This is a genomic window from Pseudomonas sp. Au-Pse12 (assembly GCF_021341665.1).
Lineage (GTDB): Bacteria > Pseudomonadota > Gammaproteobacteria > Pseudomonadales > Pseudomonadaceae > Aquipseudomonas.
The window spans coordinates 382983-405913 of record NZ_JAJTTH010000002.1 but is presented as its reverse complement, the minus strand read 5'-3'; the positions used below and the strand labels follow the sequence as shown (position 1 = coordinate 405913).

Below are 22931 nucleotides of genomic sequence, written 5' to 3'. Positions count from 1 at the left end.
GACGTCGAGCCCAGACGGACGCCTATGAACCCGAATTTTCTTGATTTCGAACAGCCGATCGCCGACCTGCAAGCCAAGATCGAAGAGTTGCGCTTGGTCGGTAATGACAATTCGCTGAATATCGGCGATGAGATTTCCCGCCTGCAGGACAAGAGCAATACCCTGACCGAGGATATCTTCGGCAAGCTCACCAGCTGGCAGATCGCACGTCTGGCGCGGCACCCGCGTCGTCCGTATACCCTGGATTACATCCAGCACATCTTCACCGAATTCGACGAGTTGCATGGCGATCGCCACTTCTCCGACGATGCCGCGATCGTCGGTGGGGTTGCCCGCCTGGACGAGCAGCCGGTGATGATCATCGGTCACCAGAAAGGCCGTGAAGTACGCGAGAAGGTCCGCCGCAACTTCGGCATGCCGCGTCCGGAAGGCTACCGCAAGGCCTGCCGCCTGATGGAGATGGCCGAGCGCTTCAAGATGCCGATCCTGACCTTCATCGACACGCCGGGCGCCTATCCAGGCATCGACGCTGAAGAGCGCAACCAGAGCGAAGCCATTGCCTGGAACCTGCGGGTCATGGCGCGCCTGAAGACCCCGATCATCGCCACTGTGATTGGTGAGGGCGGTTCCGGCGGTGCATTGGCCATCGGCGTTTGCGACCAACTGAACATGCTGCAGTACTCCACCTACGCGGTGATCTCGCCGGAAGGCTGCGCCTCGATCCTGTGGAAAACCTCGGAAAAGGCTGCCGATGCCGCCGAAGCCATGGGTATCACCGCCGAGCGTCTGAAAGGCCTGGGCATTGTCGACAAGGTGATCGGCGAGCCACTGGGCGGCGCCCATCGTGATCCGGCCGCTGCGGCAGCCTCGATCCGTGCCGAACTGAGCTCGCAACTGGCAATGCTCAAGGAAATGGATAACGACACCCTGCTGGCCCGTCGTTATGACCGCCTGATGAGCTACGGTCTCTGATCGAGCGCCGCCGCTCCTTGTAGGGGCACGCTGGTTCGCGACCCAGGCGCCGCCATCGATTCGATGGCGGCGTTGTTGCTTATTACGGGCAAGCACTCTGCCAGCCGGCCGCGCCTACAGGTCTTGAACGCGTCATGAACTCTCTCTCCGCCAAACTGCTGCGCAGCCTGACGCCCTGGCGTGATGCCAAGGTCTGGCGCGTGGCGTTCTCAGGTGGCCTGGATTCCACCGTCCTTCTGCATCTGCTCGCCGATCTGGCGCAACAGCATTGCCTTCCGCCTCTTGCGGCCGTGCATGTTCATCACGGCATACAGGCGGTGGCCGACGCCTGGCCGACGCATTGTCAGGCGGTCTGTGCCGCATTGGGGCTGCCGTTGCAGGTGATTCATGTGCAGGTGCCGAGTGGTGCCAGCCTCGAGCGTGCCGCTCGCGAGGCGCGCTACGGTGCTTTCGCGCGGCTGACGGCGAGCAATGAACTGCTGCTGACGGCGCAGCATCGTGATGACCAGGCAGAAACCCTGCTGTTCCGGCTGTTGCGCGGTGCCGGAGTCCGGGGCTTGTCGGCGATGCCGCCAGTCCGCCCGCTGGGGGGCGGAAACCTGCTGCGGCCATTGCTTGATGTGTCGCGTGCCGAGCTGGAGCGCTATGCCGCAGAGCATCGACTGAGCTGGGTCGAAGACCCTTCCAATGCCGATCATCAGTATTCGCGCAACTACCTGCGCCATCAGGTCATGCCGGTGCTGACTGCGCGCTGGCCACAGGCGGCGCTCAGCATGAGCCGCAGTGCCGCACACTTGAGCGAAGCCCGGGGGTTGCTCGATGAGCTGGCGATCATCGATCTGGACGCGGCGCAGACGTTGAGCGACTGCCCCTGGCTGAGCCTGCCTTCATTGGCGCTCGGGCCTTTGCTGGGGTTGTCTGCGGCGCGCCAGCGCAACGCCTTGAGTCATTGGTTGAGCTGTTTTGGCCGCTTGCCGGATACCGATCATTGGCGCGGCTGGGACAGCCTTCGAGATGCCGCGGCCGAAGGCCAGCCGGTATGGCGTTTGGCCGATGGAGAACTGCACCGCGCCGCAGGACGAATCTGGTGGCTGTCCGGCGCCTGGCTGCAACGGGTCGACGGACGGTTACCGTGGTCCAGCCCGCAACATCCCTTGCCATTGCCAGGTAACGGCCAAGTGGCGTTCCTTGGGCCAGCGCCGACAGGGGCGCTGCAGATCCGCTATCGCCAGGGTGGGGAAATCATGCACCTGGCTGGGCGTGGTCATCGAGACTTGAAGCGTCTGCTCAATGAAAGCACGGTGCCGGGTTTCGTCCGTGGCAGATTGCCGCTGCTGTATCAGGGTGAGCGGTTGCTGGCGGTGGCAAACCTGCCGGCGCTTGCGGCAAACCCCCAGGCCGGCTGGCAATTGCAGTGGCTGCCACCGAACAGCGATCAAGGTTTGAGCTGAAAGGGGCTTTCCGGTAGACTACGCTCCCTTCTTGATACAACTTCTGTGGATTCGCCTGAATCGCAGCAGTTGCCGATTACCAAGCCGTCTTTGCTGGGCGATTCCAAAAAATGTGTAGCGAGCAACCTTCCGGTGTTTTTGCATCCGGTCTGTCACCACGCGGCGGTTTTTTTGAAAGGTGCACTGTGATTAATGCAGGTGATCGGGGGCTTCGGCCTTCCTTCGCTTTCCCCGGCGGCACTGACCGCTTTAACGCAGACTTCTAGGGTTTTTCATGACGCGCTACATATTCGTCACGGGCGGTGTTGTTTCTTCATTGGGGAAAGGCATTGCCTCGGCTTCATTGGCGGCCATCCTGGAGGCGCGGGGGCTTAAGGTCACCATGCTCAAGCTGGACCCGTACATCAACGTCGACCCGGGCACCATGAGCCCGTTCCAGCACGGTGAAGTGTTCGTCACCCACGACGGCGCCGAGACCGACCTGGACCTGGGCCACTACGAGCGGTTCATTCGCACGACCATGACCCAGAACAACAACTTCACCACCGGCCGCGTGTACGAGCACGTGCTGCGCAAGGAGCGCCGTGGTGATTACCTGGGCGCTACCATCCAGGTGATTCCGCACATCACCGACGAAATCAAGCGTCGCATCATCAAGGGCGCCGGCGATGCCGACGTGGCCCTGGTGGAAATCGGCGGTACCGTGGGCGACATCGAGTCGCAACCGTTCCTCGAAGCCATCCGCCAGCTGCGGGTCGAAGTCGGCTCCAAGCGCGCGATGCTGATGCACCTGACCCTGGTTCCGTACATCGCCACCGCTGGCGAGACCAAGACCAAGCCGACCCAGCACTCGGTGAAGGAACTGCGCTCCATCGGCCTGCAACCTGACGTGCTGATCTGCCGCTCCGACCATCCTGTGGATGTCTCCTCGCGCCGTAAGATCGCTCTGTTCACCAACGTTGAAGAGCGTGCGGTGATCTCCCTGGAAGACGTCGACACCATCTACAAGATTCCGGCCGTGCTGCATGCCCAGGGGCTGGACGATTTCGTCGTCGAGCGTTTCGGCCTGCAATGCAACGGCGCCGACCTGTCCGAGTGGGAAAAGGTGGTGGACGCCAAGCTCAATCCAGAGCACGAAGTCACCATCGCCATGGTCGGCAAGTACATGGAGCTGCTGGACGCCTACAAGTCGCTGATCGAAGCGATGAGTCACGCCGGCATCACCAACCGTACCAAGGTCAACCTGCGCTACATCGACTCCGAAGACATCGAGAACCAAGGCACCGCGCTGCTGGAAGGCGTTGACGCGATCCTGGTCCCGGGCGGTTTCGGCCTGCGTGGCGTGGAAGGCAAGATCACTGCGGTGCAATACGCCCGCGAGAACAAGGTGCCGTACCTGGGTATCTGCCTGGGCATGCAAGTGGCGGTCATCGAGTTCGCCCGTAACGTGATGGGCTGGAAAGATGCCAACTCCACCGAGTTCGATCGCGCCAGCGGTCACCCGGTCGTCGGCCTGATCACCGAGTGGGAAGACGCGACCGGTGCCGTGGAAGTGCGTAACGAAGCGTCCGATCTGGGCGGCACCATGCGCCTGGGCGCTCAGGAATGCTTGCTCGAAGCAGGCTCCAAAGTGCACGACTGCTACGCCAAGGGCGTGATCGTCGAGCGTCACCGCCACCGCTATGAAGTGAACAACAAGCTGCTGCCACAACTGATCGAGGCGGGTCTGAAGATCTCCGGTCGCTCGGGCGACGGCGCGCTGGTTGAAGTGGTCGAAGCTGCGGATCATCCATGGTTCGTCGCTTGCCAGTTCCACCCCGAGTTCACCTCGACGCCACGTGACGGTCACCCACTGTTCAGCGGTTTCGTCAGAGCTGCATTGGCTCAACACCAGAAGAAGGCGTGACCCTGATGGCGCAGAAGATCATCCGCGTAGGCAACATCGAGATCGCCAACGACAAGCCGATGGTGCTGTTCGGCGGCATGAACGTGCTGGAAAGCCGCGACATGGCGATGCAGGTCTGTGAAGAATACGTGCGGGTGACCGAGAAGCTCGGTATCCCCTACGTGTTCAAGGCCAGCTTCGACAAGGCCAACCGTTCGTCGGTGACCTCCTACCGTGGCCCAGGCCTGGAAGAGGGCATGCGGATTTTCGAAGACGTGAAGCAGGCCTTTGGCGTGCCGATCATCACCGACGTCCACGAGCCGGCCCAGGCCGCCGTGGTCGCCGAAGTCTGCGACATCATCCAGTTGCCGGCGTTTCTCTCGCGGCAGACCGACCTGGTAGTGGCCATGGCCAAGACGGGCGCAGTGATCAACATCAAGAAGGCTCAGTTCCTCGCGCCTCAGGAAATGAAACACATCCTGAGCAAGTGCGAAGAGGCGGGCAACGATCAGTTGATTCTCTGTGAGCGTGGTTCCAGCTTCGGCTACAACAACCTGGTTGTGGACATGCTCGGCTTCGGCATCATGAAGCAGTTCGAATACCCGGTATTCTTCGACGTCACCCACGCCCTGCAGATGCCGGGCGGTCGCGCCGACTCCGCTGGCGGTCGCCGGGCCCAGGTCACCGACCTGGCCAAGGCCGGCATGAGCCAGTCGCTGGCGGGTCTGTTCCTGGAGGCTCATCCGGATCCGGACAACGCCAAGTGCGACGGTCCTTGCGCCCTGCGCCTGGACAAGCTCGAGCCGTTCCTGGCTCAGCTCAAGGCGCTGGACGAACTGGTCAAGAGTTTTCCGACGGTAGAAACCGCGTAAAACCGATTTCTCCGGTAAAGTACCGCACGATTATTGCTCAGGCCCCCGGGCCTGAGCCTTATCGTCTGCAAGACTGCCCGCTTTCCCCGCCTTGCCGACGGTAAAAAATTTCCTACAGCTGCGTCGTTTTCGTCAACTTTGGAGTGTTTACAACAATGGCAAAAATCGTCGACATCAAAGGTCGTGAAGTTCTCGACTCCCGTGGCAACCCCACTGTCGAAGCGGACGTGCTTCTCGACAACGGCATCATCGGCAGTGCCTGCGCGCCGTCCGGTGCTTCCACCGGCTCGCGCGAAGCGCTGGAGCTGCGTGATGGCGACAAGAGCCGTTACCTGGGCAAGGGCGTGCTCAAGGCGGTAGCCAACATCAACGGTCCGATCCGCGACCTGTTGCTGGGTAAAGACCCGATCGACCAGAAAGCGCTGGATCAGGCGATGATCAAGCTCGACGGTACTGAGAACAAAGCCACCCTGGGTGCCAACGCTATCCTCGCCGTGTCCCTGGCCGCCGCCAAGGCCGCCGCCCAGGACCAGGACCTGCCGCTGTACGCCCATATCGCCAACCTCAACGGCACTCCAGGCGTCTACTCGATGCCAGTACCGATGATGAACATCATCAACGGTGGCGAGCACGCCGATAACAACGTCGACATCCAGGAGTTCATGGTGCAGCCGGTTGGCGCCAAGTCCTTCTCGGAAGGTCTGCGCATGGGCACCGAGATTTTCCATCACCTCAAAGCCGTGCTGAAGGCCCGTGGCCTGAACACTGCCGTGGGCGACGAAGGTGGTTTCGCACCGAACCTGGCTTCCAACGAAGACGCGCTGAAAGTGATCTCCGAAGCGGTGGCCAACGCCGGTTACACCCTGGGCACCGACGTGACCCTGGCTCTGGACTGCGCCGCCAGCGAATTCTATGAAGATGGCAAGTACAACCTGTCCGGCGAAGGCCAGGTGTTCACCGCCGAAGGTTTTGCCGAGTACCTCAAGGGTCTGACTCAGCGTTACCCGATCATCTCCATCGAAGACGGCCTGGACGAGTCCGACTGGGCTGGCTGGAAGATTCTGACCGACAAGATCGGCGAGAAGGTGCAACTGGTCGGTGACGACCTGTTCGTGACCAACACCAAGATCCTGAAAGAAGGCATCGACAAGAAGATCGCCAACTCGATCCTGATCAAGTTCAACCAGATCGGCACCCTGACCGAAACCCTGGAAGCCATCCAGATGGCCAAGGCTGCCGGTTACACCGCCGTGATCTCGCACCGCTCCGGCGAAACCGAAGATTCGACCATTGCCGACCTGGCCGTGGGCACCTCGGCTGGCCAGATCAAGACCGGCTCCCTGTGCCGTTCCGACCGCGTATCCAAGTACAACCAATTGCTGCGTATCGAAGAGCAATTGAACGGCAAGGCCAAGTACAACGGTCGCGGCGAGTTTCGCGGCTAAGCCGTAGATGGTAAAAAGACACCGGATTGTGTCAGGAAAATCGCTACAGCGAGTTTTTTGCCACTAATCTGATGCCTTAAGAGCACAAGCCTGGGTCTTCCAGGCTTCGTGCTATCAGTAGGTCCGAAGTTGTTGGCATGGCTGTCTTTTTTCACTGGATACCCGATATTCGATGCGCAGTCCCAATTGGTTGTTCCTGGTCTTGCTCTTGCTGCTGGCTGGCTTGCAGTACCGCCTGTGGGTGGGGAACGGCAGCTTGGCCCAGGTAGCTGACCTGACTCAGCAGATTGCCGACCAGCACGCTGAAAACGAGCGTTTGCTGGAGCGAAATCGCGTACTTGATGCGGAAGTCATGGAGTTGAAGAAGGGCATGGAGACCGTGGAAGAACGGGCTCGCCATGAGTTGGGCATGGTCAAGGAGGGTGAAACCCTCTACCAGTTGGCCCAATGAGCGATCTGTTGCCGGCCTTCTGGGCCGTGATTCCTGCCGCGGGCATTGGTGCTCGCATGGCCGCGGACCGTCCCAAGCAGTACCTGCAACTGGGCGGACGCACAATTCTCGAACACAGCCTTGGCTGTTTTCTCGACCATCCAGGCCTCAAGGGGCTGGTGGTCAGCCTGGCGCTTGACGATCCCTACTGGCCGACCCTGGCCTGCGCCCATGACTCGCGGATTCAGCGGGTCGAAGGTGGCGCGGAGCGTTCCGGCTCGGTGCTCAATGCCTTGCTCCATCTGCACGCCCAGGGCGCAGCCGATGAAGACTGGGTGCTGGTTCACGACGCCGCGCGACCGAATCTGTCCCGGGATGACCTGGACAAGCTGCTGGGTGAGTTGATGGATGACCCTGTGGGCGGCCTGCTGGCGGTGCCGGCCCGGGACACCCTGAAGCGGATCGACAAGCACGGAAGGGTTTTGGAAACCGTGGATCGCAGCCTGATCTGGCAAGCCTATACGCCGCAGATGTTCCGCCTCGGAGCGCTGCATCGTGCCTTGGCCGACAGCCTGGTGGCCGATGTGGCGATCACTGATGAGGCTTCGGCAATGGAATGGGCCGGGCAGGCGCCACGCCTGATCGAAGGCCGTTCCGACAACCTCAAGGTCACTCGCCCCGAGGACCTTGAGTGGTTGCGCCAGCGTTGGTCCAATCGGCGCTGATCGCTGACTTGCGCTGAACCTGGTCGTCGCAGCCTGCGGCAGCGGCTACAGGCCGCGGTATTCCGGGCGTTCGGCCAAGCCATGCTTGAGATAATCCACCAGCTTGCGCACTTTCGGCGACAGATGCCTCTGTTGTGGATACAGCGCCCAGACTGCGGTGTTGGGTGGCTGGTGAGCGTCCAGCAAGGAAATCAGAGTACCGTCCTGCAGGTGTTCCAGAACGTAGTAGTCCGGCAGCTGGCACAGTCCGACGCCTTGCAGCGCCGCATCCAGCACTGCCTGTCCGCTGTTGCAGCGCCAGTTACCCTGCACCCGCTGCGAAAATTCGCGCCCATCCAGTTCCAGTTGCCAAATGTCCGAACTGCCGATCAGGCAGTTGTGCCGGCTCAGTTCCGAAAGGCTGTGAGGACGCCCGTAGTGTTCCAGATAGGAGGGCGAGGCACAGAGGTACATGCGGCGTGGTGCCAGGCGGGTGGCGACCAGGCGCGAGTCCTGCAGGCGTCCCAGGCGAATGGCCAGGTCGAGCCCCTCGTGCACCAAGTCCAGAGGGCGGTTGCTCAATTCGATGTCCACCCGCAATTGCGGGTAAAGGCTCATGAAACGCGTGACCAGTGGCACGATGAAACGCTCGCCATAGGCCACCGCACAGGTCATGCGCAGCATGCCCTTGGGCTCGCTGGTCAGGTCCCCCACGGCTCGCAGTGCTTCCTCGCGACCATCCTGCAAGCGTTGGCAATGCTGGAGAAAGGTCTGCCCGGCCTCGGTCAGGGTCACCCTGCGGGTACTGCGATACAGCAGGCGAGTCTGCAAGCGCTCTTCCAGGCGCATCACCTGACGGCTGATATGAGAGGAGGAAACCCCCAGGCGCTCGGCGGCGGCAGTGAACTGGCTGCATTCGGCAACCGCGACAAATTCATCGATGCCCTCCCAACGGTTTTCGCTCATTGATTATCCCTGCATGGCAATAATGTTTTGCTTTTGCCTGGATTATTCATCGCATTGCGCTGTTTTACACTCACCGCCTCGTTTTTATTCGCTGGAGAGTCAGGATGATCAAGTCACGTGCTGCTGTAGCCTTCGAGGCCAAGAAGCCCCTGGAAATCGTCGAAGTGGATGTCGCCATGCCCAAGGCCGGCGAAGTGCTGTTGCGGGTCGTCGCTTCCGGCGTCTGCCACACCGACGCCTACACCCTGTCCGGTGCTGACCCGGAAGGCATCTTTCCAGCGATCCTCGGCCATGAAGGGGGGGCGGTGGTGGAAGCGGTCGGCGAGGGCGTGACCTCGGTGGCCGTGGGCGATCACGTGATCCCGCTGTACACCCCGGAATGTGGCAAGTGCAAATTCTGTCTGTCGGGCAAGACCAACCTCTGTCAGGCCATTCGTGCAACCCAGGGCAAAGGCTTGATGCCTGATGGCACCACGCGTTTCTCCTACAAGGGCCAGCCCATTTTCCACTACATGGGTACCTCGACATTCTCCGAGTACACCGTGCTGCCGGAAATCTCCGTGGCCAAGATCCCCAAGGAAGCGCCCCTGGAGAAGGTCTGCCTGCTGGGTTGCGGCGTGACCACGGGCATTGGTGCGGTGATCAACACCGCCAAGGTCAAGGCCGGTGACACCGTGGCCATCTTCGGCCTGGGCGGCATTGGCCTGTCGGCGGTAATCGGTGCGGTCAAGGCCAAGGCCGGACGCATTATTGCCATCGATATCAACCCGGCCAAGTTCGAGATCGCCAAGCAATTGGGCGCCACCGACTGCGTCAACCCCAAGGACTTCGATCGTCCGATTCAGGATGTCATCGTCGACATGACCGATGGCGGTGTGGATTTCTCCTTCGAGTGCATTGGCAACGTGCAACTGATGCGCGCAGCTCTGGAATGCTGCCACAAGGGCTGGGGCGAGTCGGTGATCATCGGCGTGGCCGGTGCTGGCCAGGAAATTTCGACCCGTCCCTTCCAATTGGTGACCGGCCGCGTATGGCGTGGTTCGGCTTTCGGTGGCGTGCGCGGTCGCAGCGAACTGCCAAGCTACGTGGAAATGTCCCAGACCGGCGAGATTCCCCTGGACACTTTCATCACCCACACCATGGGCCTGGAAGATATCAACAAGGCTTTCGACCTGATGCACGAAGGCAAGAGCATTCGCTCCGTCATTCACTTCTAAGAACAGTGGCAAGCGGTGGGCTTCAAGCGGCAAGCGCGAAATACCGGCTTGCCGCGTGAAGCTTGCGGCTTGTCGCTGGAGGTCTGCGATGAGTCTGGAAAACCTTTCCTGCCAGAAAAGCTTCGGCGGCTGGCACAAGCGCTACAAGCATCATTCCCGGGTGTTGGGCTGCGACATGGTGTTCGCGGTGTACTTGCCGCCCCAGGCGGAACAGGGCGGCAAGCTACCGGTGCTTTACTGGTTGTCCGGCCTGACCTGTACCGATGAAAACTTCATGCAGAAGGCCGGAGCCCAGCGCATGGCTGCGGAGCTGGGCTTGATCATTGTCGCTCCGGATACCAGCCCTCGCGGCGCTGGTGTGCCCGGTGACCCGGAGGGCGCCTGGGACTTTGGCCTGGGAGCCGGGTTCTATCTGAACGCGACCCAGGAGCCTTGGGCCCAGCATTACCGGATGCATGACTATGTAGTGAACGAGCTGCCGGAGTTGGTGGAGGCTCACTTCCCCGCTTCGCAGAAGCGGGGGATCAGCGGGCATTCCATGGGCGGTCACGGGGCATTGATCTGCGCGTTGCGTAATCCCGGTCGCTATCAGTCGGTTTCGGCTTTCGCTCCCATCAGTAATCCCATGGATTGTCCTTGGGGGCAGAAGGCGTTTTCCCGTTATCTGGGAGAAGAGCGCTCACGCTGGCGCGAGTGGGACGCCAGCGTACTGATCAGTGACGCCACCGAGAGGCTGCCGTTGCTGGTGGATCAGGGGGATCGTGACGACTTCCTCGCCAGCCAGCTCAAGCCTGAGGTCCTGCAGCAAGCGGCAAAGAATGCCGGGCATGAGCTGACGTTGCGCATGCAGCCAGGTTATGACCACAGCTACTTCTTTATCGCCAGTTTCATAGGTGATCACTTGCAGCACCATGCACGTGCTCTTAACGCCTAATACCTGCCAAAGCAGGTAGAATCACGCCCTGACTTTTTCGGGGCGTTTTTTTATGCGTATTGGCCACGGCTACGATGTGCACCGTTTCGCTGAGGGCGATTTCATCACTTTGGGCGGGGTGCGTATTGCCCACCATTGCGGGCTGCTCGCGCACTCCGATGGTGATGTGCTGCTGCACGCACTTAGCGATGCCCTGCTGGGCGCTGCGGCGTTGGGTGATATCGGCAAGCACTTTCCGGATACCGATCCGCAATTCAAAGGCGCCGACAGCCGTGTCCTGCTGCGGCATGTTGTCGCGCTTGTCCATGCCAAGGGCTGGAAGGTCGGCAACGTCGACAACACCATCGTCGCTCAGGCGCCGAAAATGGCCCCTCATATTGAAACCATGCGGGCCTTGATCGCCGAGGACCTGCAAGTTGAACTGGACCAAGTGAACGTGAAGGCAACCACCACCGAAAAACTCGGGTTCGTCGGCCGCGAGGAAGGCATCGCGGTGCACTCCGTGGCCTTGTTGCTACGCCCATGAATGAACTGCAACTGTTGGGCCCGCGGGCCTATGGCGATGCCCTGGGCAGTGCCGTACTCAAGGCCACTGCCGAAGATTTCCAAGTCGATGAAGTCCTCGACATCCCGCTGAGCGGTGAGGGCGAGCACCTGTGGCTGTGGGTGGAAAAGCGTGGCTTGAATACCGAAGAAGCCGCGCGGCGGATTGCCAAGGCGGCCGGGGTATCGTTGCGCACCGTAAGCTATGCCGGGCTCAAGGATCGCCAGGCGCTGACCCGTCAATGGTTCAGTGTGCAACTGCCGGGCAAGGCTGACCCGGATCTTGGCGCGGCAGAAAACCATACCCTGAAAATCCTCAAGGCCACTCGTCACAAGCGCAAGCTGCAGCGCGGGGCTCATGCGGCCAACGGGTTTACCCTGCGCCTGACAGAGCTCAAGGCCGATCACTCGGCCATCGATGAGCGCCTGCAGCTGATCGCCCAGCGTGGGATTCCCAACTATTTCGGCGCCCAGCGTTTTGGTCACGACGGCGGCAACCTGGTGGACGCTCGTGGCTGGGCGGCGCGCCAGGCTCTGCCAGAGCAGCGTAATGTGCGTTCCCGTCTGCTTTCCACGGCCCGCAGCTACCTGTTCAACCAGCTGCTGGCGGCGCGAGTGGCGGACGGCAGCTGGCAGCAGGCGCAAGTGGGGGATCTGTTGGCGTTCACCGACAGTCGCAGTTTTTTCGTGGCCGGGCCGGATGAATGCTCGGACCCCCGCCTGGCGATTCTCGACCTGCACCCCACTGGTCCGTTGTGGGGGGAGGGTGACTCTCCCGCGGGCGGTGTGTCCCATGAGCTTGAGCAACAGATTGCCGGCCGTGAGGTGGCACTGTGTGATTGGCTGATTAAAGCCGGCATGAGCCACGAACGACGCATCCTGCGGCTGCCCATTGGCGGTTTGACGTGGCATTATCCCGAGCCTGATATTCTGCAACTGGAATTCGTCCTCCCGGCCGGATGTTTCGCCACCGCCTTGGTGCGTGAACTCGTCGATCTGGTGCCGGTGGGGCAGACGGACAGCTCATGCGCATTCTGATTTCTAACGATGATGGGGTAACGGCACCCGGTATCGCCGCGTTGCACGCTGCGCTGGCGGATTACGCCGAGTGCATGGTGATTGCACCGGATCAAGACAAAAGCGGCGCCAGCAGCTCGCTGACGCTCGATCGTCCGTTGCATCCGCATACCCTTGGCAACGGTTTTATCAGCATCAACGGTACCCCCACGGACTGTGTTCACCTCGGGCTGAACGGCCTGCTGCAACACGATCCGGACATGGTGGTATCGGGCATCAACCTGGGCGCCAACCTCGGTGATGACGTGTTGTATTCCGGGACGGTCGCCGCAGCGCTGGAAGGCCGTTTTCTGCAGCGCCCGGCGATTGCTTTTTCGCTGGTGTCGCGCCAGGTAGAGAACCTTGCGACCGCTGCCTATTTCGCGCGCAAGCTGGTGCAAGCCCAGGGCTTGCTGGATTTACCACCACGGACGGTGTTGAACGTGAATATTCCCAACCTGCCGCTTGATCATATTCGTGGCATCCAGCTGACCCGCCTGGGCCACCGTGCTCGTGCTGCGGCCCCGATGAAGGTGGTCGACCCGCGTGGCAAGGAGGGTTACTGGATCGCGGCCGCCGGTGACGCCGAGGACGGTGGTCCGGGCACCGATTTTCATGCAGTGATGCAAGGTTATGTGTCGATTACGCCGCTGCAACTGGATCGCACCTTCAATGATGCGTTCAAGAGCCTGGATGGCTGGTTGGAGGGGCTTCGCTGATGGCTCGTGAGCAAGATGATCTGCTGCGGCGGGGGATCGGCATGACCTCCCAGCGAACCCGCGAACGCCTGATTCAGCGTCTTTATGACGAGGGGCTGTCCAATCCTCAGGTATTGGAAGTGATTCGGCGTACACCACGGCATCTGTTTGTCGATGAAGCCTTGGCTCATCGTGCCTATGAAGATACAGCGCTGCCTATCGGCCACAACCAGACGATCTCCCAGCCTTATATGGTGGCGCGCATGAGCGAGCTGCTGCTGGCGGCTGGCCCGCTGGACAAGGTGCTGGAGATCGGCACTGGCTCGGGTTATCAGACGGCCGTGCTGTCGCAACTGGTGGAACGGGTGTTTTCGGTGGAGCGGATCAAGGTCCTGCAGGACCGGGCCAAGGAACGGTTGCAGGAGCTGAACCTGCGCAACGTGGTGTTTCGCTGGGGCGACGGCTGGGAAGGCTGGCCGGCATTGGCCCCCTATAACGGCATTATCGTCACTGCCGTGGCCACCGATATTCCTCAGGCTCTGCTCGATCAATTGGCGCCTGGCGGGCGCTTGGTGATTCCGGTAGGCGCGGGGGAGGTGCAGCAACTGATGCTGATCATCCGTGAAGAACAGGGCTTTGCCCGACATGTGCTGGGAGCGGTGCGTTTTGTGCCGTTGCTCAACGGTCCCCTGGCCTGAAGGCATTTATCAGGTCAGAGGTGAATTCTGTCTGGCAGGCTGTGTCTTAGTGCCGTAGCGATCGTCAATGAGTGATGCGACGGTCAACGGCAAGTTCTTGCAGTCGTCCCTTGCGCTTTGCCAGCGGTAAAGCATTGGCGTGCAGTTATACTTGCGTCATTCCACGCCTGAGTCAGGCAATCTATATCGTCAACCACCACAAAGGGAGCGGCGGGTGAGCCTCACAGTCATTGCGCAGCGTATGGGTACAACAAGCTTTCAGCGACTGATGATTGGCCTTGCCTTGAGCTCCTTGTTGGTCGGTTGCTCCAGCACCAAATCCAGCAGCGTGGGGGTGGTCGAGCGCAGTCATAATGTTGCGCCGCAGCGCCCAACCGTGACCACCGGGGAATATGCAGTACGTCGCGGCGATACCTTGTTTTCCATTGCCTTCCGCTATGGCTGGGACTACAAGGCTCTCGCCGCGCGTAACAACATTGCCGAGCCTTACACCATCCATCCCGGGCAAGTCATTCGCTTTGATGGCCGCACCGGCACCGCACCGGCCACGGTGGTTACCAGCACCCAGTCCAGTGCCTCTTCCTCTAGCAAGACCACCGTCATCCGTCGCCCGGTAGGGACAACAACCGCTCCGGCGACGGCTGCCACTACCAGCCCTGCGAGCAAGCCAGCGCCTGCTCCGGTGGCGCCTGCAGGCCCCGCTCCGACGGGTTGGGGCTGGCCTTCGAACGGCGTTCTCATTGGAAAATTCTCTTCAAACGGTAGTTTGAATAAAGGCATTGATATCGCCGGGGATTTGGGACAGCCTGTTTTAGCTGCGTCTGATGGGACGGTGGTTTACGCCGGGAGTGGCTTAAGGGGCTACGGCGAATTAGTCATCATCAAACACAACGAAACCTACGTCAGTGCTTACGGCCACAACCGCAAGCTATTGGTTCGGGAGGGACAGCAGGTCAAAGTCGGACAGACAATTGCCGAGATGGGATCAACTGGTACAGACCGGGTGAAACTGCACTTTGAGATTCGCCGACAAGGTAAACCTGTAGATCCGCTGCAATTCCTGCCACGTCGTTGATCCGTTACCAGCCTGTTCCGCTCACGTAGAGGGAACAGGCTCCAGCGTTGCCAGGGATAAAGGCGCCGCTTGAGCCTGAGGTCGAACTCACCAAAGGACTATAACAATGGCTCTCAGTAAAGAAGTGCCGGAGTTTGACATCGACGATGAGGTTCTCCTTATGGAGAGCAGCATCGATATGGATTCGATGTCGAATAATGAGGGGGTAACTCCACCTTCCGTTCGCGCCAAATCCAAAAGCTCCGCTTCACTAAAGCAACATAAGTACATTGATTACACGCGCGCGCTCGATGCGACGCAGTTGTATCTCAATGAAATCGGTTTTTCTCCATTGCTCTCTCCCGAAGAGGAAGTGCACTTTGCGCGATTGTCGCAGAGTGGTGATCCGGCCGGGCGCAAACGCATGATTGAAAGCAACTTGCGACTGGTGGTGAAAATCGCCCGTCGTTATGTCAATCGTGGCTTGTCGCTGCTGGACCTGATCGAAGAGGGCAACCTCGGGCTGATTCGAGCGGTGGAGAAGTTTGATCCGGAACGCGGCTTCCGCTTCTCGACCTACGCCACCTGGTGGATCCGTCAGACCATCGAGCGGGCGATCATGAATCAGACCCGGACCATCCGGTTGCCGATTCATGTGGTCAAAGAACTCAATGTCTACTTGCGCGCCGCCCGTGAGTTGACGCAAAAACTCGATCACGAACCCTCCCCCGAAGAAATCGCCAACCTGCTGGAGAAGCCGGTGGCTGAAGTCAAACGCATGCTCGGTCTGAACGAGCGGGTTTCTTCGGTCGATGTCTCTCTGGGCCCGGATTCGGACAAGACCCTGCTGGATACCCTGACCGATGACCGTCCGACAGACCCTTGTGAACTGTTGCAGGACGACGATCTGTCACAAAGCATCGATCAGTGGCTTTCCGAGTTGACCGAAAAGCAGCGCGAAGTGGTGGTTCGTCGTTTTGGTCTGCGAGGGCACGAGAGCAGTACCCTTGAAGATGTCGGCCTGGAGATTGGCCTGACCCGTGAGCGGGTTCGGCAGATCCAGGTTGAGGGCCTCAAGCGCCTGCGGGAGATCCTCGAAAAGAACGGGCTGTCCAGTGAGTCGCTGTTTCAGTAGCTATTGCACTTGATCCGCCAAGAGCCCCGATCGATTCGGGGCTTTTTATTGCGCGCAGATTTTGGATTTGAATGCGCAGTGATCAGGGAAATTGAGTTAACCCTCAGCCTTCGTGTAAGCCAAAGATTACTTTCTTGTAGGTGTTCGGTTCGCTGCTGCTTCTGAGTTGTCCAGGTTTGCCAGGGGTGTTTTTTATATGATTGATTTATAAGGTTTTTTATAAATTTTGCGACAGGCTTTGACAGAATCGCCTACAAATAGTGCGGTTGCTCTTGGCGGGGAACTCTCTAATATCAGCCCTGTGTCGACGGATAGACACAGCCATCAAGGATGATGGTCAGGACATCGCAGGAAGCGATTCATCAGGACGATGAAAAGGAACACAGGGACTAGGGAAAAATGTGGGCGGGTCATACCGCCCCTTTTTTTTGCCTGTCAAAAAGTCCTGATAGCAGGAAGCCCGTTCCCTGAAATGCAAAAAGGCCCGCAAGGGGCCTTTTTGGGAACGCAGCTGTAATCAGCGTTCGAGGTCTTTGATCTTGCCTTTGACGCCATCCCACTCTTCGGCATCTGGCAACGATTCTTTCTTTTCAGTGATGTTCGGCCAGATCTCTGCCAGCTCGACGTTCAACTGAATGAATTCTTGCATCTCTTCCGGGACTTCGTCCTCGGAGAAAATCGCTACAGCGGGGCATTCAGGCTCGCACAGCGCGCAGTCAATGCACTCATCCGGGTGAATCACCAGGAAGTTCGGGCCTTCGTAAAAGCAGTCCACCGGACAGACTTCTACGCAGTCGGTGTACTTGCACTTGATGCAGTTGTCGGTGACGACGAAGGTCATTTCTAATTCTCTCCTCAGGCGGCGGCAGCGGAGCCCCTACATGACGGGGTCGCCAGGTTTGGGAGCGATAGTCTGCGAACCAGGCTAATAGTTCGCAGCATCCCAAACCGCGCGAGATTCTAACAGCTTGAAGGCGTTCGCGTTAGATGCGCGTCTTCAATGTATAGAGCATTTCCAGCGCTCGGCGCGGGGTCATGTCATCCAGATCCAGCTTGGCCAGGTCGTCGAGTACCGGGTGCGGCAAGCTGGCGAACATGTCGCTTTGCTGGGGAACCGAGGTTTTACCCGGTGCTGGAGGCGCCACCTCATGGGGCAAGCTGGTGGTTTCCAGGCGACTCAAGTGTTCCCGGGCGCGGCTGATGACTGCGCTGGGAACCCCGGCCAGCTGGGCTACCGCCAGGCCATAGCTCTGGCTGGCAGGGCCTGGCAGGACGTGGTGCAGGAACACAATACGTTCATTGTGCTCGGTGGCATTGAGGTGCACGTTGGCCACCAGCGGTTCGCTCTCCGGCAGTACCGTCAGCTCGAAGTAGTGGGTGGCGAACAGGGTGTAGGCCCGCAATTGGGCGAGACGTTCTGCCGCAGCCCAGGCCAGGGAAAGTCCGTCGAAGGTGCTGGTGCCGCGACCCACTTCGTCCATCAGCACCAGGCTGCGTTCTGTGGCGTTGTGCAGGATGTTCGCGGTTTCGCTCATTTCCACCATGAAGGTCGAACGGCCACCGGCCAGGTCGTCGCTGGAACCGATCCGGGTGAAGATCCGGTCCACCAGGGACAGCTCGCAGCTGGCCGCCGGGACGAAGCTGCCGATATGGGCCAGCAGCACGATCAGCGCGGTCTGACGCATATAGGTGGATTTACCGCCCATGTTCGGACCGGTGATCACCAGCATTCGCGTGTTGTCGTCCAGGCTCAGGTCGTTGGCCACGAACGGTGTGGTCAGCACTTGCTCCACCACCGGGTGACGCCCCTGGGTGATGCGCATGCAAGGCTCGCTGACAAAACGCGGGCAATTGAGGTCGAGGTTCAATGCACGCTCGGCCAGATTGCTCAGCACGTCCAGTTCCGCCAGGGCCCCAGCGGTATCCTGCAGTGGCGGCAGATGGCTGATCAGGGTTTCCAGCAGCGCATCGTAGAGCATCTTTTCCCGAGCCAGGGCACGGCTCTTGGCTGACAGCGCCTTGTCTTCGAACTCCTTGAGCTCTGGGGTGATGAAGCGCTCGGCGCCCTTCAGGGTCTGACGGCGAATGTAGTCCGCAGGTGCCTGCTCGGCTTGCTTGCTGGGCAGCTCGATGAAGTAGCCGTGAATGCGGTTGTAGCCGACCTTGAGGTTGGCCAGGCCGGTCCGGGCTTTCTCGCGGGCTTCCAGGTCGATCAGGAACTGCCCGGCGTTCTCGCTCAAGGATTGCAATTCGTCGAGCTCGGCGTCGTAGCCGGTCTTGAGCACGCCGCCGTCGCGGATCACGGCCGGCGGGTTGTCGATGATGGCCTTGGCCAGCAGCGCTGCCAGCTCCGGGTAGGTGCTGGTGGTGAGCGCCAACTGCTTGAGGTGATCAGCCTCCAGTTCAGTCATCGCTTCTTGCAGTTCCGGCAGCGCGGCCAGGGCGTCCCGCAGACGAGCCAGGTCGCGCGGGCGGGCGTTGCGCAAGCCGATTCGCGCGAGAATCCGCTCGATATCGCCGATTTCCTTCAACTGCGGTTGCAGCCGTTCGAAGCGGTAACCGTCCAGCAGGCAGGTGATGGAGGACTGACGCGCCTGCAGGACCTTGAGGTCGCGCAGCGGGCGGTTCAGCCAGCGGGTCAGCAGGCGGCTGCCCATCGCGGTCTGGCAACGGTCGACCACCGATTGCAGGGTGTTGTCGCGCCCGCCCGCCAGGTTGGTGTCCAGTTCCAGGTTGCGGCGGCTGGCGCCGTCCAGTACCACGGTGTCGTCCAGGCGTTCATGACGCAGGCTGCGCAGGTGGGGCAGGGCGGTGCGCTGGGTTTCCTTGGCGTAGCTGAGCAGGCATCCGGCAGCACTGATGGCCAGGGTCAGGGTTTCGCAGCCAAAACCCTTGAGGTCTTGGGTGGAGAACTGCTGGCAGAGGCTCTTGTGGGCCGAGTCACGCTCGAAATCCCAGGGCGCGCGGCGCCGCACGCCACGACGCTTTTCCGCCGGCAGGCCCTGTGGCCAGTCATCGGGGATCAGCAGCTCGACCGGATTGATCCGCTCCAGCTCGGCCAGCAAGTTCTCCCAGCCCTTGATCTCCAGCACGCTGAAGTTGCCGCTGGTGATGTCCAGCACCGCCAGGCCGAACAGGCGTTCGTCGCCCAGCACGGCGGCGATCAGGTTGTCGCGACGCTCGTCCAGCAGCGCCTCGTCACTCACCGTGCCTGGGGTGATGATGCGCACCACCTGGCGCTCCACCGGGCCTTTGCTGGTCGCGGGGTCGCCGACCTGCTCGCAGATCACCACCGACTCGCCGAGCTTCACCAGCTTGGCCAGGTAGCCTTCGGCCGCGTGGTAGGGAATGCCGCACATGGGAATCGCCTGGCCCGCCGACTGTCCGCGCGCGGTGAGGGTGATGTCCAGCAGCTTGGCGGCCTTCTTCGCGTCTTCATAGAAGATCTCGTAGAAGTCGCCCATGCGGTAGAACATCAACTGATCAGGGTGCTGGTTCTTGAGGCGCCAGTACTGCTGCATCATCGGCGTATGAGAGGACAGATCGGAGGTATTTTTACTCATTGGGTATTCAGGCGGATTCGTTGAATGGGTGACGCAAAGGAGCGCTGGGCTCGGCTTTTTGCAGATGGCGGCAAGGTTACCATGGGTGCCCAGGCCTCGCAGGCACCAAGGCACTACTGTGTTTGTCCGGTAAATGCATTGCAAATATGCAAAACAGCATTTGTCATTGAGAAAAAGATCAAGCAATATGCGTTCTATGCAAATACGCAACGTTTCTACCGTCTTAAGAGAGCTGCTGGATCGCGACGGAATCTCCCCCACGGAGCTTCACCGCCGCACCGGTGTGCCTCAATCCACCCTCTCGCGGATTCTCAGCGGGAAGATCGTCGATCCGTCGGATAAGCACATCTCGCGGATCGCCGAATACTTCCAGGTGAGCACCGATCAACTGCGCGGGCGCGTGGACATCGCGCCTGCCCGCGCGGTGGCGCCCCGTGACGAGATTCATTCGGAACTCAAGGACATAAGCCTGTGGGATGACGATACCCCTGTCGACGACGACGAGGTCTCGGTTCCCTTTCTGCGTGAGGTTGAATTGGCTGCTGGATCAGGAAGATTCGTCATCGAGGAAAGCGAGCGCGCCAGCCTGCGCTTCGGCAAGCGCAGCCTGCGTCACAACGGCGTGCAGTTCGATCAGGCCAAGTGCGTGACGGTGCGGGGCAACAGCATGTTGCCGGTGCTGCGCGATGGGGCCACGGTTGGGGTCAATGCCGGCAAATGCGCGATTGGCGACATCGTCGATGGCGACCTCTACGCGATCAACCACAATGGCCAGCTGCGGGTGAAGCAGCTGTATCGCCTGCCCACCGGGATCCGCCTGCGTAGCTTCAACCGCGATGAACATCCGGATGAGGACTACAGCTTCCAGGAGATCCAGGAGGAGCAGATCAGCATCCTCGGTCACGTTTTCTGGTGGGGCATGTACGCCCGCTAAGCCATCAGCGTCAGACAAGCCCGCCACCGAGCGGGCTTTTTTTTGCCCTCGAAAAATCCCCCGCCCCTGCATTTATGCGGCATCCATGCATTCGCGCAATTCTTACGCATAAATAAATGCATTTACGCATTGACTGCATATGCATGAATGCATATTATCCATCTCAAGCCGTTCAGCAACGGCTGCAACGACGCTCTTTAGTGGCAAAGCAAAGGCAGCGATGAACCGGCCTCGACGGTTCAGAGGGTTGGCAACTGACCCGGGTGTGCAGCGTAAAGCACCAGAAGCAGTTATCCGGCGGACAGGGTCGCGGTCGGAGGAACAATTTGAATGGGTCCGTACCGCACCAGTAGTGCCGAAAGACCAAGGTTTGCATTACTGAAAAGCCCGGGCGACCGGGCTTTTTGGAATGCCTGCCTAATGTGGGCCGCCAACAGACAGGGACCCTTTGAAACATCGTTATCAGACTTCTATCAACTGGCCATTTCGCTGGCCTCAATCCGCACGGGAGACGTGAATGACAAACGAGCAACAAGCGTTGCTGGACATGCCGATCTGGCTGGTCATCGTCCTGGCGCTGGTCGGTGGCGTTTCCGGCGAAATGTGGCGTGCCGACAAGGAGGGCGCCCGTGGCTGGTCGCTGTTGCGGCGCCTGGCGCTGCGCTCTGGGGCCTGCGTGGTCTGCGGGGTCTCGGCAATCATGCTGCTGTATGCCGCCGGCGTCTCGATCTGGACCGCCTGCGCCTTCGGTTGCCTGACCGCCATGGCCGGCGCCGACGTCGCCATCGGCCTCTACGAGCGCTGGGCGGCCAAGCGCATCGGGGTCTGCGAACCGCCTTCCCGGGATTCGCATTCGGATCAGCCTTGAGTTTCTGGGCGAGGACCCCCTCAACACGGTCGAAACGGCCGGGCCTACGCTGCCTCGGCCGTTTCGACCTGATCCTGCAAGCAGACTTGGAAGCAGACCATGAGCGTACTCACGCAGCTACCTGACGCCATCACGTCGACGATCAAGACGGCCATGCCGCATCTGCAGACTGTCGAAGCATTCCCCTCGCGGGTTGATGGCTCCGCGCAGACAGCGATTTACTGGGCAATCACCGGCATGGATCCGGGAGCAGACCCTGGCGACGGTCGCAGTTGCCTGCTGACAACCTTTGAAGCCCGTGTACGGGTGGATCCGAGCGTTTTACAGGCCTCGCTGCAGGCCGTCACTCTGGCGGCGCAGCTCATGGACCTGCTGCGTTGCCAGTACTGGAACCTCGACGCTGTCGGCAGCGCCACGGCGGTGTGGGCAAAACCTGCCGGCACGGCCGTGGATCCGACAGCGAAAACCGAGTGGACCGTGCAATGGCAGCAGTCCATCTACCTCGGCCAGGAGCAATGGCCCTGGGCCAAGCAACCCCCGGGAACGCTGGTATTGGGTTTCAGTCCCGATACGGGGCCTGGCCACGAAGGTGATTACCAGTCGCCGGAGCACCTGTCGTGAGTTACGTCAGCGCAACCCACGACCGCATGATCGCCGGCCTGATCCTTCCTTGCAGTGTCGTCGGCGTCGACCTTGCCGCTGGCCGAGTGCGGGTTTGCGATGGGGCTGGCTGGACCAGCGCCTGGCTTCGCTGGCATAGCCAGGCCGCCGGCAAGGCCCGTCACTGGCGGGCGCCGAGCCTGGGCGAACAGGGCGTGCTGATCAGCCCCAGTGGCGAGCCGGCGCAGGGCACCTTCGTACCAGGCCTGTATGGCGATGCCGGTGCCCAACCGGACAACCGCGAGCATGTCGAGGTCTGGCGTTTCGATGATGGCGGCTCGCTGATCTACGACTGGCAGGCCAAGAGCTACAGCATCAGCCTGCCCACTGGCACGGTGGCGATTCAGGTCGGCGCCAGCTCGGCGTTGGTCACGGACAGCAGCATTGCCGGCAAGGCCGACAGCATCACCCTGACGGGGGCAATCACCTTGAATGGCGACGTGCGAATCAACGGTGCGAGCTTGCAGCACAACGGGGTGAATGTCGGTTCGACCCATACCCACCTGGGGGTGATGCCCGGCCCCGGATCCACTGCAACGCCTCAGTGATGCCTTGGCCATCAGCGCCGGCAGCGCCCCCCTCACGCAGATCAACCCGATCAATCCGCCCAGTGCGGATTTTTTATACCCGGAGAGAAATATGGCAATCCCGAAAAAAAAGCCTGGCCGCTCGGCGGGCACTGCTGTGCTGGTGTTTCGCGATACCCGCTATGCCTCACGCACGCTGATCCTGGCGGACGGTCGCGAGCTGCAGGTGGTCGCAGGGGCCGTATCGGCACCGGTGGACGACAGCCTGGCCCGGGACTACCTGGAGCAGCACCCGGACTTTCAGATGCAGGAGTAACAC

At 60.6% G+C, this 22931-nt stretch carries 23 protein-coding genes; 20 read left to right on the top strand and 3 right to left on the bottom strand.

The window, feature by feature from the left end; genetic code table 11:
* Window positions 1-24: 24 nt before the first annotated feature.
* The 7 genes from LXM55_RS06495 to ispD all read left to right on the top strand — a co-directional run bounded on the left by LXM55_RS06495 (window position 25) and on the right by ispD (window position 7780).
* The gene (locus LXM55_RS06495; protein WP_015634338.1) at window positions 25-972 is read left to right on the top strand and encodes an acetyl-CoA carboxylase carboxyltransferase subunit alpha; all 948 of its coding nucleotides are present in this window, start codon (window positions 25-27) and stop codon (window positions 970-972) included.
* A gap of 134 nt (window positions 973-1106) precedes the next feature.
* A complete protein-coding gene (gene tilS / locus LXM55_RS06490) occupies window positions 1107-2423 on the top strand; it encodes a tRNA lysidine(34) synthetase TilS (protein ID WP_233319640.1) in 1317 nt (438 codons plus the stop codon).
* Between the two features lie 274 nt (window positions 2424-2697).
* Entirely contained in the window at window positions 2698-4329 is a 1632-nt protein-coding gene (locus tag LXM55_RS06485) for a CTP synthase (protein ID WP_233319639.1), read from the top strand.
* 5 nt (window positions 4330-4334) lie between these two features.
* A complete protein-coding gene (gene kdsA / locus LXM55_RS06480) occupies window positions 4335-5180 on the top strand; it encodes a 3-deoxy-8-phosphooctulonate synthase (RefSeq protein WP_011059542.1) in 846 nt (281 codons plus the stop codon).
* A 155-nt stretch (window positions 5181-5335) separates the two neighbouring features.
* Complete coding sequence (gene eno / locus LXM55_RS06475; RefSeq protein ID WP_011059543.1) at window positions 5336-6625, top strand: phosphopyruvate hydratase; 1290 nt, start codon at window positions 5336-5338, stop codon at window positions 6623-6625.
* 172 nt (window positions 6626-6797) lie between these two features.
* Window positions 6798-7076 carry a cell division protein FtsB gene (gene ftsB, locus LXM55_RS06470; RefSeq protein ID WP_011059544.1) on the top strand — a complete coding sequence of 93 codons (279 nt, stop codon included), beginning with the start codon at window positions 6798-6800 and terminating at the stop codon, window positions 7074-7076.
* A complete protein-coding gene (gene ispD / locus LXM55_RS06465) occupies window positions 7073-7780 on the top strand; it encodes a 2-C-methyl-D-erythritol 4-phosphate cytidylyltransferase (RefSeq protein ID WP_233319638.1) in 708 nt (235 codons plus the stop codon). The genes ftsB and ispD overlap by 4 nt, the downstream gene beginning before the upstream one ends.
* Before the next feature lie 45 nt (window positions 7781-7825).
* On the opposite strand, the gene LXM55_RS06460 is transcribed toward ispD, so the two are convergent.
* Window positions 7826-8725 carry a LysR family transcriptional regulator gene (locus LXM55_RS06460; RefSeq protein WP_233319637.1) on the bottom strand — a complete coding sequence of 300 codons (900 nt, stop codon included), beginning with the start codon at window positions 8723-8725 and terminating at the stop codon, window positions 7826-7828.
* A 104-nt stretch (window positions 8726-8829) separates the two neighbouring features.
* Here LXM55_RS06460 and LXM55_RS06455 point away from each other — a divergent pair, with 104 nt between their 5' ends.
* The 8 genes from LXM55_RS06455 (at window position 8830) to rpoS (ending at window position 16060) form a co-directional block, all read left to right on the top strand.
* Window positions 8830-9942 (top strand): S-(hydroxymethyl)glutathione dehydrogenase/class III alcohol dehydrogenase, encoded by a 1113-nt coding sequence (locus LXM55_RS06455; RefSeq protein ID WP_016964682.1) that lies wholly within the window; start codon window positions 8830-8832, stop codon window positions 9940-9942.
* 88 nt (window positions 9943-10030) lie between these two features.
* Window positions 10031-10876 (top strand): S-formylglutathione hydrolase, encoded by an 846-nt coding sequence (gene fghA, locus LXM55_RS06450; RefSeq protein ID WP_233319636.1) that lies wholly within the window; start codon window positions 10031-10033, stop codon window positions 10874-10876.
* Between the two features lie 52 nt (window positions 10877-10928).
* Window positions 10929-11402 carry a 2-C-methyl-D-erythritol 2,4-cyclodiphosphate synthase gene (ispF, locus tag LXM55_RS06445; protein WP_233319635.1) on the top strand — a complete coding sequence of 158 codons (474 nt, stop codon included), beginning with the start codon at window positions 10929-10931 and terminating at the stop codon, window positions 11400-11402.
* Window positions 11399-12457, top strand: a complete 1059-nt coding sequence (gene truD / locus LXM55_RS06440; protein WP_233319634.1) for a tRNA pseudouridine(13) synthase TruD — start codon at window positions 11399-11401, stop codon at window positions 12455-12457. The genes ispF and truD overlap by 4 nt, the downstream gene beginning before the upstream one ends.
* On the top strand, window positions 12445-13194 hold the full coding sequence (surE, locus tag LXM55_RS06435) for a 5'/3'-nucleotidase SurE (RefSeq protein WP_233319633.1): 750 nt from the start codon (window positions 12445-12447) through the stop codon (window positions 13192-13194). Before truD ends, surE begins: the two co-directional genes overlap by 13 nt.
* A gap of 41 nt (window positions 13195-13235) precedes the next feature.
* Window positions 13236-13871 carry a protein-L-isoaspartate(D-aspartate) O-methyltransferase gene (locus LXM55_RS06430; RefSeq protein ID WP_169892832.1) on the top strand — a complete coding sequence of 212 codons (636 nt, stop codon included), beginning with the start codon at window positions 13236-13238 and terminating at the stop codon, window positions 13869-13871.
* Window positions 13872-14085: 214 nt separating this feature from the next.
* The gene (locus LXM55_RS06425) at window positions 14086-14946 is read left to right on the top strand and encodes a peptidoglycan DD-metalloendopeptidase family protein (RefSeq protein ID WP_233319632.1); all 861 of its coding nucleotides are present in this window, start codon (window positions 14086-14088) and stop codon (window positions 14944-14946) included.
* 106 nt (window positions 14947-15052) lie between these two features.
* Window positions 15053-16060, top strand: coding sequence for an RNA polymerase sigma factor RpoS (rpoS, locus tag LXM55_RS06420; protein WP_233319631.1), 1008 nt, complete (start codon window positions 15053-15055; stop codon window positions 16058-16060).
* Window positions 16061-16577: 517 nt separating this feature from the next.
* Here rpoS and fdxA read toward each other — a convergent pair.
* Both fdxA and mutS read right to left on the bottom strand, forming a co-directional pair.
* Window positions 16578-16901, bottom strand: a complete 324-nt coding sequence (fdxA, locus tag LXM55_RS06415) for a ferredoxin FdxA (protein ID WP_007908827.1) — start codon at window positions 16899-16901, stop codon at window positions 16578-16580.
* 142 nt (window positions 16902-17043) lie between these two features.
* A complete protein-coding gene (mutS, locus tag LXM55_RS06410; RefSeq protein WP_233319630.1) occupies window positions 17044-19623 on the bottom strand; it encodes a DNA mismatch repair protein MutS in 2580 nt (859 codons plus the stop codon).
* A gap of 187 nt (window positions 19624-19810) precedes the next feature.
* Between mutS and LXM55_RS06405 the strand changes: the two genes are divergently transcribed.
* The 5 genes from LXM55_RS06405 to LXM55_RS06385 all read left to right on the top strand — a co-directional run bounded on the left by LXM55_RS06405 (window position 19811) and on the right by LXM55_RS06385 (window position 22928).
* A complete protein-coding gene (locus tag LXM55_RS06405) occupies window positions 19811-20557 on the top strand; it encodes a LexA family transcriptional regulator (protein ID WP_233319629.1) in 747 nt (248 codons plus the stop codon).
* Between the two features lie 517 nt (window positions 20558-21074).
* Window positions 21075-21425 carry a phage holin family protein gene (locus LXM55_RS06400; RefSeq protein ID WP_011059558.1) on the top strand — a complete coding sequence of 117 codons (351 nt, stop codon included), beginning with the start codon at window positions 21075-21077 and terminating at the stop codon, window positions 21423-21425.
* Window positions 21426-21524: 99 nt separating this feature from the next.
* Window positions 21525-22046 carry a hypothetical protein gene (locus tag LXM55_RS06395; RefSeq protein WP_233319628.1) on the top strand — a complete coding sequence of 174 codons (522 nt, stop codon included), beginning with the start codon at window positions 21525-21527 and terminating at the stop codon, window positions 22044-22046.
* Window positions 22043-22633 (top strand): phage baseplate assembly protein V, encoded by a 591-nt coding sequence (locus LXM55_RS06390; protein ID WP_233319627.1) that lies wholly within the window; start codon window positions 22043-22045, stop codon window positions 22631-22633. The genes LXM55_RS06395 and LXM55_RS06390 overlap by 4 nt, the downstream gene beginning before the upstream one ends.
* Before the next feature lie 91 nt (window positions 22634-22724).
* Entirely contained in the window at window positions 22725-22928 is a 204-nt protein-coding gene (locus tag LXM55_RS06385) for a hypothetical protein (protein WP_233319626.1), read from the top strand.
* Window positions 22929-22931 lie beyond the last annotated feature (3 nt).